This window comes from Paucisalibacillus globulus, assembly GCF_900184735.1.
Classification (GTDB): Bacteria; Bacillota; Bacilli; order Bacillales; family Amphibacillaceae; genus Ornithinibacillus; species Ornithinibacillus globulus_B.
Genome location: NZ_LT855385.1, coordinates 50817 through 66645, shown reverse-complemented (window position 1 = coordinate 66645; position 15829 = coordinate 50817). Strand labels below are relative to the sequence as shown.

Genomic DNA, 15829 nt, shown 5'->3' with positions numbered 1-15829 from the left:
ATGTTGAAAGTGGAGAGCTTCTGGGAAAACGTGTTAGTAGACACAGCGGCAAGCTATAGCGTCGTTATTCTTTGTACAGTTGTATTCTTAGCAGTCTTTGAACTTGTAACCAAATATAAAAATTGGGTTGAGATTAAAAAGGGTAATATGGCTGTTGCTATGGCTACCGGGGGAAAGATTTTTGGTATATCAAATATATTTCGTTATTCAATCGAACATAATGATATGTTGTTAACAAGCATTGCTTGGGGAGCAGTTGGATTTGTATTACTTTTACTTGGTTATTTTATTTTTGAGTTTCTAACCCCTACCATAAGTATTGACGAAGAAATTGGAAAAGGAAATAAAGCCGTTGGTCTTATATCAATGATAATATCTATTGGGTTATCATATGTGATTGGTGCAAGTATTATTTAGTATAAGGGAGATTAACATGTTAGAGACATTAGCAAAGATTTGTATTGGAGTAGCGGTTTTATTTGTATTAGTAGGTGTATTATATTTCGTGTTTGATTTTGATTTTAGTATATTTTAAGTTATGAGGGACCTGTTCTGGCCAAGTGCGTGACCAAGAACAGGTCCACTTTTATTACTGGAATAGTGCGTGCATCTCCTTGATAGAATCAACATATATACTTGAATTTGAAAAAAATATCAAAAAAATCAAAAATAAGATTTCAAAAAATACTAATTAGTCGCTATAATAGAATTAAGTATATAAAAAAGGAGGTTTAGTTAATGGCGGAAGTAAAAAGATGGCATCAGCATTATCCAAAGGAAATACCCGCTACGCTCTCATATGATGATAAACCCCTCCATAAATTTTTAGAGGAAGCAGCTTCTGTTTACAAAGAAAAGAAAGCGCTTTATTTTATGGGGAAGGAATTATCCTATGCTGAAGTCTTTAATCAAGCAAAGAAATTTGCTAATTATCTTCAGGGCTTAGGGATTCAAAAAGGTGATCGTGTAGCAATCATGCTGCCTAATACACCGCAATCGGTTATCGGCTATTATGGTGCTTTAATGGCTGGGGCAATTGTCGTTCAGACCAACCCTCTGTATACGGAGAGAGAACTTGAATACCAATTAAATGATTCTGGTACGAAAGTAATTGTATGTTTGGACATACTTGTTCCTAGAGTAAGTAATGTGAAAAAGAATACTCCGTTAGAGCATATGATTGTTACTGGAATAAAGGATTATCTACCATTTCCTAAAAACTTAATCTATCCATTTATACAAAAGAAGCAGTATAACATGGTTGTTAAGGTCGAGGAATCTGCTGATACACATGTCTGGTCTAGTTTAATGGAGAAAGCAGAAGCGAAGTATCAACATGTAGAGGTTAACCCAATAGAAGATACTGCACTACTTCAGTATACTGGGGGAACAACTGGATTTCCAAAAGGAGTTATATTGACTCACCGAAATCTTGTTGCTAACGCTCAAATGTGTGATGCTTGGATTTACAAAACTAGAAAAGGGGAAGAAACTGTATTAGGTGTCTTACCATTTTTCCATGTCTATGGTATGACAGCTGTTATGAATCTATCAATTTTAAGCGGTTCTAAAATGGTTTTATTACCTAAGTTTGATGCTGGTGATGTTTTAAAAACGATTCATAAATTAAAGCCAACATTATTCCCTGGGGCTCCTACAATCTATATTGGTTTACTAAATCACCCAGACCTTAAGAAATATGATTTATCCTCCATTGAGGCTTGTATTAGTGGTTCTGCTCCACTTCCAGTAGACGTTCAAGAAAAGTTCGAGAAAGTTACTGGCGGAAAGCTTGTTGAAGGGTATGGATTAACCGAATCTTCACCAGTTACACATGCTAATTTGATATATGGAAATCGAATTAGTGGTAGTATTGGTCTTCCATGGCCAGATACCGATGCTAAGATTTTAAATATGGAAACATATGAAGAAGTCGAAGTAGGTGAGGTCGGCGAATTGGCAGTTAAAGGGCCACAGATAATGAAAGGCTACTGGAATAAGCCAGAAGATACGGATAATACATTAAAAGACGGATGGTTATTGACTGGTGATCTAGGATATATGGATGAAAATGGTTATTTCTATATTGTTGACCGTAAGAAAGATATGATAATTGCAGGCGGATACAATATTTATCCTCGCGAAGTAGAGGAAGTACTTTATGAGCACGAAGCCATTTTAGAAGCAGTTGTTGCAGGAATTCCTGACCCATATCGAGGGGAAACTGTAAAAGCGTATGTTGTCCTGAAAGAGGGGTATGCTGTTACGGAAGAGGAGTTAAACCAACACTGTAGAGAGAATTTAGCAGCCTTTAAAGTTCCAAGAATCTATGAGTTTCGTGATGAACTTCCTAAAACTGCAGTCGGGAAAATTCTAAGAAGGCAACTTATAGATGAAGAAAAAAGCAAAAAAGATATAGAAGTCAGTACATCCCTGAGCTAATTAGCTCATGTTTTTTCCTGAAAAGTGTACAAGCAATTTATTGACAGAAATTAATTTGGCATTTACAATAAAATATGAATGATGATTCATTCATTTGTCTATTTTGCTTGTACGCTTGAAGGAGAAAAGTAATGAAGAATAATAAACCGAAATACAAATTAATCATTGAAGCAGCTGTGGATGTAATTGCTGAGAATGGCTATCATGCTTCCCAAGTCTCTAAAATTGCCAAGAAAGCAGGAGTGGCTGACGGTACTATCTACCTTTATTTTAAGAACAAGGAAGATATATTGATTTCCGTTTTTAAAGAAAAAATGGGACAATTTATTGAACAAATTGCTACTGCAACGAGTGGTAAAGAAAATGCTAGTGAAAAATTACTAACTTTGGTTCAAATGCATTTTGGGCAATTAGCAGCAAATCACCATTTGGCAATCGTGACACAGTTGGAATTAAGACAATCAAATATAACCTTACGTCAAGAAATAAATCGCATTCTTAAACCTTATCTAGTTATTATAGATGGTATTGTAAAAGAAGGAATGGAAGAGAATTTATTTAGAAGCGATATTAATGTGCCGCTAATAAGACAGATGATTTTCGGTACTCTTGATGAAACGGTAACGAACTGGGTAATGAACGAAGAGAAATATGATCTAGTAGCCTTAGCACCGTCCGTTCATCAATTAATTACGAAAGGTATTATAGTCAATTAAGTTACATATCGTTATTACGGTGAATTAATTGGCTTATTAATATATATGTTACCTTTAACGTCTAATCCACCCGAGTACACAAGAGAATTTATATAAAGAACTATCTTTAGTATATTCGGGTGAAGTATACTTGTAAAAGGGAAAGGGTGTGAAGCTTTGGGAACGATAAACTATGAATTACATGGGCATGTGGCGACCTTAACCATACAAAGTCCGCCTGCTAACGCTCTATCTAGCAAACTATTGAATGCGCTTTCTGAAAAGCTAGACATAGTTGAAAAGGAAGATAAGGTCAAAGCAATTATATTGAAAGGGGAAGGTAGATTCTTCTCGGCGGGAGCAGATATTAAGGAATTTACTTCCTTACAGAAGGCTTCAGATTATCAAGAGCTATCTAAATATGGTCAACGACTCTTTGACCGAATCGAAAACTTCTCTATCCCGGTAATTGCAGCTATTCATGGAGCCTCACTAGGTGGAGGTTTGGAACTAGCGATGGCATGTCATATTCGAATCGCTGCAGAAAATGCTAAATTTGGACTTCCTGAGTTAACACTTGGAATAATCCCGGGCTTTGCAGGGACACAACGATTACCACAATACGTGGGTACAGCAAAAGCATATGAAATGATTTTATCGGGTGAATTAATATCAGCAAAAGAAGCTCACCAATATGGACTGGTAAATCAAGTAGTAAGCGAAGAAGAAGTCTTTGAAGTAGCAGCTAGCTTAGCAACGAAAATTGCTTCTAAGAGTAAACTTTCTATTGAACGAATTATGAAATTAATACCATATTCAAAGGTTGAAAATTTCGCACAAGGTGCAGAAGCAGAAGCAAAAGCATTTGGGGAAATCTTTGGTTCTGAAGATGCAAAAGAAGGGGTTCAAGCTTTCATTGAAAAACGAAAGCCTAATTTTATAGATAAATAGAATAACTTGAGGAGGAAAACACATGAACATTTATGTTTTATTAAAGAAAACCTTCGATACAGAAGAAAAAATCGTTGTATCGAATGGACGTATTGAAGATGATGGTGCTGAATTTATCATTAATCCATATGATGAATATGCAGTTGAAGAGGCTATTAAACAACGTGATGAACACGGTGGGGAAGTAACGGTTATAACCATAGGCGATGAAGATTCAGAAAAACAACTTCGTACAGCACTTGCGATGGGTGCTGATAAAGCAGTACTTATCAATACTGAGGATGACCTTGAAGAAGGGGATCAGTTTACAACAACTAAAATCCTAGAAGCGTTTTTTGAAGATAAAGAGGTTGACCTTATTTTGGCTGGTAATGTAGCTATTGACGAAGCGAGTGGTCAAGTAGGTCCTAGGCTTGCTGAGCGTTTAGGAATCAATTATGTTACGACTATTACTAATCTAGAGATCGATGGAGATACAGCGAAAATTGATAAGGATGTAGAGGGAGATGTTGAAAAAATCGAAACATCTCTACCGCTTTTAGTTACTTGTCAACAAGGACTAAATGAACCTAGATACCCTTCCTTACCTGGTATCATGAAAGCAAAAAAGAAACCGTTAGACAAATTAGAAATAGATGATTTAGACCTAGACGAAGACGAACTAGAACCAAAAACTAAAACAGTTGATATTTTCTTACCGCCAGAAAAAGAGGCTGGTAGAGTGTTAGAAGGAGAAATTGATTCACAGGTGAAAGAATTGGTATCGCTGCTGAGAAACGAAGCGAAAGTACTATAATTGGATGACAGAAAGGAGAAATTATGATGAGTGAAAAAATATTGGTAATTGGTGAATCAAGAGATGGTGTACTGCGCAATGTTACTTTCGAAGCAATTGGTGCAGCGAAAAAAATAAATTCAAATGCTGAAGTTATTGGTGTTCTTTGTGGTACTGATGATTTAAATAGTCAAGCACAGGAAATGATCTATTATGGAGCTGACAGGGTTGTTACGGTATCGAACGAAAAGTTAGCAACTTATACTTCAGATGGTTATGGTCAAGCTGTCTTAGCTGTTGTTGAAGATGAAAATCCTGACGCAATTGTCATGGGACACACTGCAATAGGAAAAGATTTAACACCTAAGCTTGCTAGTAAGTTAGAATCTGGTTTAATTTCAGATGCTGTAGACATTAACTTAGTTGGTGACCAGGTTGTGTTTACAAGACCGATCTATTCAGGAAAGGCATTTGAAAATAAAATCATTACAGAAGGTCTTTTGTTTGCAACCATTCGTCCAAACAATATTCCAGCATTAGATCGTGATGATTCTCGTTCTGGCGAAGTTCAGGAAAAGACAGTTGATATATCTGATTTACGTACTGTAATTAAGGAAGTATTACGTAAAGCATCAGAAGGTGTTGATCTATCAGAGGCTAAGGTTGTTGTAGCTGGCGGTCGAGGTGTTAAAAGTGCAGATGGATTTAAGCCATTATATGAATTAGCCGACGTTTTAGGTGGTGCAGTTGGAGCATCTCGCGGAGCGTGTGATGCCGATTATTGTGACTACTCCCTACAGATTGGGCAAACAGGTAAAGTAGTTACTCCGGATTTATATATTGCAGTTGGTATTTCTGGAGCAATTCAGCATCTAGCAGGGATGTCAAACTCCAAAGTAATAGTAGCAATCAATAAAGACCCAGAAGCAAACATCTTTAATGTTGCAGACTATGGAATTGTAGGAGATCTATTCGAAGTAATTCCTATTCTTATTGAAGAAGTAAAAAACCTTAAAGTTAACGCTTAGATTTTCTAAAACTGTATAATGAACTATTTTATAGTTCTCAAGGTGTTTTTAATATCTCTAAATAGAGCAGCCCGTATACTAGTCAGAAAGGTATACGGGCTGTGGTTTTCAAAAGTTACAAAAGAATAAAATCAATCATTACACCTTTTTCATTGGATGTTTTCTTTTAATATGCTTTTTCAATTATTTTATAGAAACTGTACGGCTAATAACTGTGGTTGGGAGCAACATACCCGCTACGGAAATACACTCCGCTTTTACTGCCAGCACAGGGGCGACATCTGTTCGAGAAGACCTCACAGTGTCTACCTTGCCGCGGGCGGCTGGTGAGCCTCCTCAGAGCTAAAGCTCCCCGTGGGTCTCACTGATGCCTATCCTCCCGCAGGAGTCTCCCTGTATTTCCCTTGCTAAATTGGGTCAAATTACTGGAAAATAGCATCGATTTTCTAACCTTATAGTTTAATCTTAGCACTAACAATAATTTAGGAAATTAAACTAGCGCAGGCAGAATACGTAGACTCCTGCGGGAATAGCACGTGTCCGAAGACCCCGCAGAGGCGACCTTTCCTCGAGGAGGCTGAGGCCGGGCCCGCGGAAAGCGGAGTATTCTGCCGGAGCGGTGTCGTATAGCTATAACCACTAACTAATTGTGTTGTATTTAAACCAGTTATCGCATTGTTTCACCAATTCAGAAGATAAAAAGCAAATAGGAAGCATTTCAACTGCATATTGTTTGGATAAGAATTTCTAGAATAAGCAAACTGTTAGTAAGGATTATATAATAATGGTATACTCATTTTGAAATGATGTATGAAGAGGAGGAAATAAAGTGGCAATTAAGAATGTAACCGATCAAAACTTTGCAGAAGAAACTGGCAAGGGTTTGGTTTTAGCTGACTTTTGGGCACCTTGGTGTGGTCCATGTAAAATGATTGCGCCAGTACTAGAAGAAGTAGATGGCGAAATGTCTGAAAAAGTACAAATCGTTAAATTAGATGTAGACGAAAATCAAGAAACAGCAAGTAAATATGGTGTGATGAGTATCCCTACATTATTACTATTCAAAGATGGTAATGTTGTGGATCAAGTAATTGGTTTCCAACCTAAAGAAGCACTTGTTGAACTGATCAATAAGCACGCTTAATCTAATATATAGTTTAACCTTTACAGACTATCCCTTGTTGCATATTGTGACAGGGGATTATTTTCTATTAAACAAGGGATGACGAGAATGAACCAAAAAATTCAAGAAAAATTAGCTGTTTTACCTCCTAAACCAGGCTGCTATCTTATGAAGGATAAGCATAATACGATTATATATGTAGGTAAATCCAAATTATTAAAAAATAGAGTTCGTTCTTACTTTACAGGTGCACATGACCAAAAAACACAACGATTAGTTCAGGAAATCGTAGACTTTGAATATATTATTACGTCTTCTGAGATAGAAGCACTAATCCTAGAAATGAATTTAATTAAAAAGTATGACCCGAAATATAATGTTATGTTAAAGGATGATAAATCTTATCCGTATTTAAAAATAACTTCAGAACGACATCCTAGATTACTTATCACTCGTAAAGTGAAAAAGGATAAGGGAAGGTATTTCGGTCCATACCCAAACGTTATTGCTGCAAGGGAAACGAAGAAGTTACTTGATAGAATTTATCCTTTGCGAAAATGTAATAATCCCTCAGGAAAGCCATGTTTGTATTATCATATGAACCAATGTTTAGCGTGTAGTGAAAAACCACCTTCTGAGGAATATTATAAAGATATTATTCATGATATTACCTCGTTCTTACAGGGAGGTTTTAAAGAAATAAAACAAAATTTAATTCAAAAAATGCAAGATGCTAGTGAACAGTTAAACTTCGAGCGAGCTAAAGAACTTCGTGATCAAATACAACACATTGAAGTCGTGATGGAACAACAGAAAATGACCTTAAATGATAGAGTCGATCGAGATGTATTTGGTTACAGTTATGATAAAGGTTGGATGTGTATCCAAGTATTCTTTATCCGTCAGGGAAAACTTATAGAAAGAGATGTATCTGTATTTCCTTTCTTTGATGAACCAGATGAAACATTTATTAGCTTTATCGGGAGATTTTATTTACACGAAAATCATCCAAAGCCAAAACAAATTTTTGTTCCAATTGGTACAGAAACAGAACTATTACAAGAGTTGTTAGAGCTTGATGTTCATACTCCATATCGTGGCAAGAAAAAAGAGTTAGTTGAATTAGCAATGGAAAACGCAAAGGCTTCTTTACTAGAGAAATTCTCTATTATTGAACGAGACGAGGAGCTTACTATTCTTGCAGTTGATAAACTAGGAAGTGCATTAAATATTGAAATACCTCATCGAATTGAGGCCTTTGACAATTCAAATATTCAAGGTGCAGACCCGGTATCGGCCATGGTGGTTTTCGTGGATGGCAAGCCAAGTAAGAAGGATTATCGAAAATATAAAATTAAAGATGTTAAAGGTCCAGATGACTATGAAACAATGAGAGAAGTAATCAGAAGAAGATATACACGTGTTCTAAAGGACTCTCTCCCTTTACCAGACTTAATCCTTGTAGATGGTGGGAAGGGACAAATGAGTGCAGCTATAGATGTACTTGAAAATGAATTAGGATTGGATATTCCCTTATGCGGGCTGGCAAAGGATGATAAACATAGAACTAGTGAATTATTGTATGGTGAGCCGCCCAGTGTTGTTCCGCTTGAAAGACAATCACAAGAATTTTATTTAATTCAGCGGATACAAGATGAGGTACACCGCTTTGCTATTACATTTCATAGACAACTTCGTGGAAAGAACTTATTCCAATCTGAACTCGATAAAATTCCTGGTGTGGGTGAAAAAAGAAGGAAATTATTATTATCTCACTTTAAATCAGTAAAAGAAATTCGAAATGCTTCAATTCAAGATATAACTAAATTGGGTATCCCGCAAAATGTTGCAGAGATTGTTCTTCAACATTTAAATGAAACGGAAAATAAAAAAGATGCTGAAGACTAATCCCATTTTCAGGGATAATGTCTCAGCATCCTTTTTATTCTACAAAAATAATGGTGAATTCAACTTGATGTATTTTTTTTCTGACTTCTTCAATACACTCACACTCTTTACCTTTAAGTATAGTAATGGCCTCAGCTAGAAAGCCTGCTTCTAATCGGAATTCTACATCTACAGGCATAGCTAAACGCTGAACAACTGCATCGGAGAGTAAGTGGAATTCAAGTTGATTATTCTTCTCTTTAAATAACTCCAATCTGCCCCAACCAACTTTTTCAAAAAAATAAATAATATCACTTAAGGCATTAATTTCAAATTTTCTAGCTAAGTTTCTTCCCATGAAATATAGTAATGCTTCTGCTTCATTTCCAAATAAATCTGGCAAACTTACATATCGCAGTAGATCATATCCTGCCCCTCTTGATTGAATTTGATCCAGTAATTCAATTGGAAGCGTCTCTTTGTTTGTTTTCATCGTTAGATTCCTTCCTGTAAGAAAAGTCACATAGTACCATTATAAGTCTAATGATATTATCCATGCATTTTAATTTAAACGCAAGGGTATTGAGTATGGTATTTATGTTTATTCGTTGACTAAAAATGAATACCTTTTCTTGACGCTAATTAGAGATAGTCGTACAATAAACATGTTGCAAAATCTACATTTTAGACAAAAATATTCTTTTTGTATTTGTGTGAAATGTCAGACTAATTACTAAAATCATCAAAAGAACTAAGGGGGGGTATCACATGGCGGAACATAGGGAGTATTTTTATAGGAGATTACACTCGTTACTCGGGGTAGTTCCTATCGGGATTTTCATGGTTCAACACTTGGTTATTAACCACTTTGCAGTATATGGAGAGGAAAGCTTTAATAAAGCAGCAAACTTCATGCATAATCTTCCTTTCGTACTTGCATTGGAAATCTTTGTTATTTATTTACCCATTTTATTCCACGCGATTTTAGGGGTTTATATTGTATTTATTGCTAAAAACAATGTAAGAAGATATGGATTTGTCCGTAACTGGTTATTTTATGTACAACGTGTAACAGGAATTATTACGCTAGTATTTATTGCGTGGCATGTGTTTGAAACTCGTGTACAAGTAGCTTTAGGAGCGAGCTTGGATTACAGTCTTATGGAAGGGATTTTAACAAATCCATTCATGTTCTGGTTTTATATTATTGGTGTTCTTTCTGCTGTTTTCCATTTCTCTAATGGTTTATGGGGCTTCTTGGTTTCTTGGGGTATTGCACAATCACCAAGATCACAAAAGATTGTTACATACGCTACAATACTAGTGTTCTTAGTAGTTAGTTATATCGGTATTAGAACTTTAATTACATTCGCTTATGGAGTTTAAGGAAAGAGAGAAGGAGTGAGGTTTCATAATGAGTAACCGTAAAATCGCTGTTGTTGGCGGAGGCTTAGCTGGTCTAATGGCTACAATCAAGGCTGCTGAAGCTGGTGTAAGCGTTGACTTATTTTCAATTGTTCCAGTTAAACGTTCTCACTCTGTATGTGCCCAAGGTGGTATAAATGGTGCAGTAAATACTAAAGGGGAAGGGGACTCTCCGTGGATTCATTTTGATGATACCGTTTACGGAGGAGACTTCTTAGCAAACCAACCACCGGTAAAAGCAATGTGTGAAGCGGCACCGGGAATTATTAATATGTTAGACCGTATGGGTGTTATGTTTAACCGTACACCTGAAGGTTTACTTGACTTCCGTCGTTTTGGTGGTACACAACACCACCGTACAGCATTTGCTGGGGCAACTACAGGTCAGCAATTATTATATGCATTAGATGAACAAGTTCGTCGCTACGAAGTTGAAGGTTTGGTAACAAAATATGAGGGATGGGAATTTCTTGGAGCAGTATTAGATGATGAAGGTGTCGGAAGAGGTATCGTCGCTCAAGATATGAAGACTCATGAGATTAAATCATTCCCTTCAGATGCAACTATAATGGCAACTGGTGGACCAGGAATTATCTTTGGTAAATCTACCAACTCCATGATTAATACTGGTTCTGCAGCATCCATACTGTACCAACAAGGTGCTAAATATGCAAATGGTGAATTTATTCAAATCCACCCTACTGCAATTCCTGGGGACGATAAGCTTCGTCTTATGAGTGAATCTGCTCGTGGTGAAGGTGGACGTGTTTGGACATATAAAGATGGAGAACCATGGTATTTCCTAGAGGAAAAATATCCTGCATATGGAAACCTAGTACCTAGAGATATTGCGACTCGTGAAATCTTTGATGTCTGTGTAAATCAAAAATTAGGTATTAATGGTGAGAACATGGTATATCTAGACCTTTCTCACAAAGATCCTAAAGAACTTGATGTTAAACTTGGTGGTATCATCGAAATCTATGAAAAGTTCGTAGGTGAAGATCCACGTAAAGTACCGATGAAAATTTTCCCTGCTGTTCACTACTCTATGGGTGGACTATGGGTTGATTATAATCAAATGACAAGTATTCCTGGAATCTTTGCGGCTGGTGAATGTGATTATTCACAGCATGGTGGAAACCGTTTAGGTGCTAACTCATTACTATCTGCTATATATGGTGGTATGGTTGCTGGTCCTAAGGCAATTGAATATGCAGATGGTTTAGATAAACACGTAGAAGATATTGACCCTAGTCTTTTCGAAAAACGTGTGAAAGAAGAAGAAGAGAAGTTCGAGGCTCTTATGAATATGAGCGGAGAAGAAAATGCTTATCAAATTCACCATGAACTTGGTGAATGGATGACTGATAATGTTACAGTAGTTCGTGAGAATCCGAAACTATTAAAAACCGATGAAAAGATTCAAGAATTACTTGAGCGTTTTGAAAATATTAATATCAACGATACTTCTCGCTGGAATAACCAAGGTGTTATGTTTACTCGTCAGCTTAAAAATATGCTACATCTGGCTCGTGTTATTACAATCGGTGCGTATAATCGTAATGAGAGTCGCGGGGCACATTATAAGCCAGAATTCCCAGAGCGTAATGATGAGGAATGGTTAAAGACAACAATTGCAGAATTTGATGCAAAAGAGAATGCACCAGTGTTCTCTTATGAAGATGTTGATGTATCCTTAATTCCGCCACGTAAACGTGATTACACGACAAAACACTAGGACGGGAAAGCAAATAGCGAAGGGAGTAAGTGAAAATGGCTGAACAAAAGACTGTTACTTTTATTATTACGCGTCAAGATAGCCCAGATTCTGCTCCATATGACGAAACATTTAATGTTCCATATCGTAAAAATATGAACGTTATTTCTGGGTTAATGGAAATTCGTAAAAATCCCGTTAATGCTAAAGGGGAAAAGACAACACCAGTAGCATGGGATATGAACTGTTTGGAAGAGGTTTGTGGAGCGTGTTCTATGGTAATCAATGGAGTGCCAAGACAATCTTGTGCGGCACTTGTAGATGAATTAGAACAACCAGTTCGACTAGAGCCGATGTCTACATTCCCTGTAGTTCGTGACTTGGTAATTGACCGTGAACGTATGTTTGATGCGTTAAAACAAGTTAAAGCATGGATTCCAATTGATGGTACTTACGATTTAGGACCAGGGCCTCGTATGCCAGAGAAAAAACGTCAGTGGGCTTATGAATTATCAAAATGTATGACTTGTGGAGTTTGTTTAGAGGCTTGTCCAAATGTAAATGACAAATCAAACTTTATTGGACCTGCTCCAATCTCTCAAGCTCGTTTATTTAACTCACACCCAACAGGTGAAATGAATGCTAGTGAGAGATTAGAAGGATTGATGGAAGATGGCGGACTAGTAGGTTGCGGTAACTCTCAAAACTGTGTACAAGTTTGTCCGAAAGGGATTCCATTAACAACTTCTATTGCAGCAATGAACCGTGCAGCTACTGTACAATCATTTAAGAATTTCTTTGGTAGCGATAACGCACATTAATTCCAAAATTTATACACAACAAGATCCTTACCGCATGTTAGGTAGGGGTCTTTTTTTCATCAACGTGAAAGGGATGTAAATCATGCGTAAGATTTCTTATATTGAAGACTTCACTAAATGGAGAGAAGAATTTTCCTTTTTTATACCTATTCGTATTCGTTTTTCAGAAACGGATATGTTTGGACATGTTAACAATGTTAGTCCTTTTATTTACTTTGAAGAAGCCCGGATAGAATATTTAAAATCAGTCGGTGTTTTTGGTGACAATACAAATACAGAGGGAATTCCAATTGTAGCTGACTTACAATGTGATTATCATAGACAATTGTTTTTCCAAGATAGTTTACGGATCTATGTTAAGGCAGCACAAGTAGGAAATACATCATTCGATATTCATTATATGGGTGTCAATCAGGATGATGAAGTTTGTCTATCTGGTAGAGGACGGATAGTTTATATAAATTCCGCTACAGGAAAACCATTACCTCTGGGTGAAGATATCAAAGAAAAACTATTGGTTACAAGTGGTACGAATTAAATAAGTTATTGTTATTTAACACGGTTTGCTAGAAACTGTGCGGTAACCACTGCTAATCTCTCAAAAAAATAAATGGGTATAGTGGTATGATTCCGCTCCGGCAGAATACTCCGCTTTCCACGGGCACGGCCTCAGCCTCCTCGCGGAAAGTTCACCGCTGCGGGGTCTTCGGACACGTGCTATTCCCGTAGGAGTCTCCGTATTCTGCCTGCGCTGGTTTAGTATTCTAATTATTGTTAGTTATTAATCATATTTTTGGATTTAAGTGGTTCTATTGCCCTTAATCACTTATTACTAGCGAAGGAAATACACGGAGACTCCTTGAAAAAGAAAATCACTTTTTCTGCGTGCGATGTATCGCTCTAGTAGCGTTCCTTGTCCTGCGGGAGGATAGGCTTCGGTGAGACCCCACAGTGCGATAGCACGAGGAGGCTCACCAGCCGCCCGCGGAAAGCGGAGTGTATTTCCGTAGCGGGTATGATTCGCTACCATAATGCTTAGTTACCGCACAGTTTCTAATAAACTTTGGTATTAATAACTATCAATAGCTATCCATAAATAAAAACCGACTTTCGATAAGGAAAGTCGGTTTTTTCTAGAGCTTTAATTCACCCATGCGGATGAGCTCTACAACTGCCTGTGAACGCCCCTTGACTCCTAATTTTTGCATAGCATTTGAAATGTGGTTACGGACAGTTTTTTCAGAAATAAACAATTCCTGGGCAATTTCCTTTGTTGTTTTGTCTTGAACTAAGAGCTCAAATACTTCTTTTTCTCGTTTCGTTAATAATTGCTTCGGTTTATACTCGTTGTCCTTCAAATGTTAACCCCTCCTTGCTGTCATAGAGCTGCAGTATGAAGGGAAATTATTTAGTCACTAATAGCTTATGTGTAGAATACTAATAGGTGCGCACATTTCATTGATGAAAAAAATATATTATCTTACCCCCTTTTACCTATGAAAAATACTTTTTATAAATTATTCATAAGTTTTTCGTTTCTTTATGATAAAATATGACTATATGACTGGAATTTCGGGAGGAAACGTCTTGGAAAACAAAAACTCAACAGAATCTATTGCTCAATTAGAAAAAACACTCCGACATATATCGGGAGCAATCAAGCAAAATGGTCGTAAGATTTTAAATAACTATCCTATTACAAACCCACAATTCATTGCCTTACAGTGGCTGAGAGAAGAAGGGGATCTGACAATTGGTGAATTATCCTCTAAGAATGGGCTTGCGTTTAGTACGACAACAGACTTAGTTGATCGCATGGAAAAAAACGATTTAGTGGAACGTGTTCGAGATACTAATGATCGACGTGTCGTTCGTATACATGTATTAGAAAAGGGTCATCGTATTATTGAAGAGGTTATTTTGAAACGACAAAATTACCTTAATGAAGTCTTAGAGAACTTTTCTGAAGAACAAACGAAAACATTGATTGAACTTCTTAATCTATTGCATCATCAAATGAAAACTGTAAATGAAAAATAACATCTTAGAAGAGGCGGTAGTTTTGAATAAACCTATTGGTGTCATCGACTCGGGAGTCGGTGGATTAACAGTTGTACACGAATTAATGAGACAACTTCCAAGAGAAAAACTAATTTATCTTGGTGATACTTTACGTTGTCCATATGGTCCAAGAACAGAAAAAGAAATCATTCGTTTTACTTGGGAAATGGTTGATTTTCTATTAACTAAGGATATAAAGATGCTAGTTGTCGCTTGTAATACTGCCACAGCATATACGTTAGAACAATTGCAGAAAAATCTTACAATACCTGTTGTTGGTGTTATTCAGCCAGGAGCACGAGCAGCGATTAAATCAACACTAAATAACCATGTAGGTATCATCGGAACTGAAGGTACTGTTCGTAGTAATGCATATTCAAATGCCTTAACAATGCTAAAGCCTGGATTGAACACTATCTCTTTGGCATGCCCAACATTTGTGCCAATTGTGGAGCAGGGTATACTTTCCGGTAGCTATGCTGAAAAGACGGTAGAACATGGGCTATTACCTTTGAAGCAGTTTAGTGAAATGGATACACTAATCTTAGGATGTACGCACTACCCATTGCTTAAAGAAGTCATCCAACAGGTAGTTGGACCTGATATAACTTTAATCTCCTCAAGTGAAGAAACTGCTAGAGAAACAAGTACAATACTTCAAATAAACCAGTTATTAAATGATGAAACAGAACCATGTTACCATCAATTTTACACAACTGGTGATGTTGATAACTTTACATCACTCACGAAACGTATTTTTAATAGTTCCATTGATAATCTTAAGTCTGTAGCTATTGAAAAAGCAGTTATATAACCTATAAATATTTTAAAAAATGGATTTGCACATCAAATTATTGGATTTGATGTGCAGATTTTTTTTTATTCAAAAGGTCTAAATTAA

At 36.7% G+C, this 15829-nt stretch carries 16 protein-coding genes; 14 read left to right on the top strand and 2 right to left on the bottom strand.

All coding sequences use genetic code 11. The features are described from left to right. Positions 1-9 precede the first annotated feature (9 nt). From BN999_RS01465 to uvrC, 8 genes are all read left to right on the top strand, one after another. On the top strand, positions 10-417 hold the full coding sequence (locus tag BN999_RS01465; protein WP_096269619.1) for a DUF350 domain-containing protein: 408 nt from the start codon (positions 10-12) through the stop codon (positions 415-417). A 321-nt stretch (positions 418-738) separates the two neighbouring features. Further along, entirely contained in the window at positions 739-2442 is a 1704-nt protein-coding gene (locus tag BN999_RS01460) for a long-chain-fatty-acid--CoA ligase (RefSeq protein WP_096269618.1), read from the top strand. 131 nt (positions 2443-2573) lie between these two features. Continuing rightward, complete coding sequence (locus tag BN999_RS01455; protein ID WP_096269617.1) at positions 2574-3158, top strand: TetR/AcrR family transcriptional regulator; 585 nt, start codon at positions 2574-2576, stop codon at positions 3156-3158. 156 nt (positions 3159-3314) lie between these two features. Continuing rightward, positions 3315-4088, top strand: a complete 774-nt coding sequence (locus BN999_RS01450; protein ID WP_096269616.1) for an enoyl-CoA hydratase — start codon at positions 3315-3317, stop codon at positions 4086-4088. 22 nt (positions 4089-4110) lie between these two features. Then, positions 4111-4884 carry an electron transfer flavoprotein subunit beta/FixA family protein gene (locus BN999_RS01445; protein ID WP_096269615.1) on the top strand — a complete coding sequence of 258 codons (774 nt, stop codon included), beginning with the start codon at positions 4111-4113 and terminating at the stop codon, positions 4882-4884. Positions 4885-4910: 26 nt separating this feature from the next. Then, on the top strand, positions 4911-5891 hold the full coding sequence (locus BN999_RS01440; RefSeq protein WP_096269614.1) for an electron transfer flavoprotein subunit alpha/FixB family protein: 981 nt from the start codon (positions 4911-4913) through the stop codon (positions 5889-5891). A gap of 829 nt (positions 5892-6720) precedes the next feature. After that, positions 6721-7035, top strand: coding sequence for a thioredoxin (trxA, locus tag BN999_RS01435; RefSeq protein WP_096269613.1), 315 nt, complete (start codon positions 6721-6723; stop codon positions 7033-7035). 87 nt (positions 7036-7122) lie between these two features. Continuing rightward, entirely contained in the window at positions 7123-8922 is a 1800-nt protein-coding gene (gene uvrC / locus BN999_RS01430; RefSeq protein WP_096269612.1) for an excinuclease ABC subunit UvrC, read from the top strand. Between the two features lie 34 nt (positions 8923-8956). Here uvrC and BN999_RS01425 read toward each other — a convergent pair whose 3' ends face one another. Then, positions 8957-9394: a YslB family protein gene (locus tag BN999_RS01425; protein ID WP_096269611.1), complete on the bottom strand. Its 438-nt coding sequence runs from the start codon at positions 9392-9394 to the stop codon at positions 8957-8959. Positions 9395-9669: 275 nt separating this feature from the next. Here BN999_RS01425 and BN999_RS01420 point away from each other — a divergent pair, with 275 nt between their 5' ends. From BN999_RS01420 to BN999_RS01405, 4 genes are all read left to right on the top strand, one after another. Next, entirely contained in the window at positions 9670-10287 is a 618-nt protein-coding gene (locus BN999_RS01420; protein WP_096269610.1) for a succinate dehydrogenase cytochrome b558 subunit, read from the top strand. Positions 10288-10315: 28 nt separating this feature from the next. Further along, complete coding sequence (gene sdhA / locus BN999_RS01415) at positions 10316-12067, top strand: succinate dehydrogenase flavoprotein subunit (RefSeq protein ID WP_096269609.1); 1752 nt, start codon at positions 10316-10318, stop codon at positions 12065-12067. A gap of 35 nt (positions 12068-12102) precedes the next feature. Continuing rightward, positions 12103-12867 (top strand): succinate dehydrogenase iron-sulfur subunit, encoded by a 765-nt coding sequence (gene sdhB / locus BN999_RS01410; protein WP_096269608.1) that lies wholly within the window; start codon positions 12103-12105, stop codon positions 12865-12867. Between the two features lie 82 nt (positions 12868-12949). Beyond that, a complete protein-coding gene (locus BN999_RS01405) occupies positions 12950-13405 on the top strand; it encodes an acyl-CoA thioesterase (RefSeq protein WP_096269607.1) in 456 nt (151 codons plus the stop codon). A 595-nt stretch (positions 13406-14000) separates the two neighbouring features. Here BN999_RS01405 and BN999_RS01400 read toward each other — a convergent pair. Next, complete coding sequence (locus tag BN999_RS01400) at positions 14001-14225, bottom strand: helix-turn-helix domain-containing protein (RefSeq protein ID WP_010099041.1); 225 nt, start codon at positions 14223-14225, stop codon at positions 14001-14003. 229 nt (positions 14226-14454) lie between these two features. Here BN999_RS01400 and BN999_RS01395 point away from each other — a divergent pair, with 229 nt between their 5' ends. Both BN999_RS01395 and racE read left to right on the top strand, forming a co-directional pair. After that, positions 14455-14907: a MarR family winged helix-turn-helix transcriptional regulator gene (locus tag BN999_RS01395; protein ID WP_373453618.1), complete on the top strand. Its 453-nt coding sequence runs from the start codon at positions 14455-14457 to the stop codon at positions 14905-14907. A 22-nt stretch (positions 14908-14929) separates the two neighbouring features. Further along, a complete protein-coding gene (gene racE / locus BN999_RS01390) occupies positions 14930-15742 on the top strand; it encodes a glutamate racemase (RefSeq protein ID WP_096269748.1) in 813 nt (270 codons plus the stop codon). Positions 15743-15829: the final 87 nt, after the last annotated feature.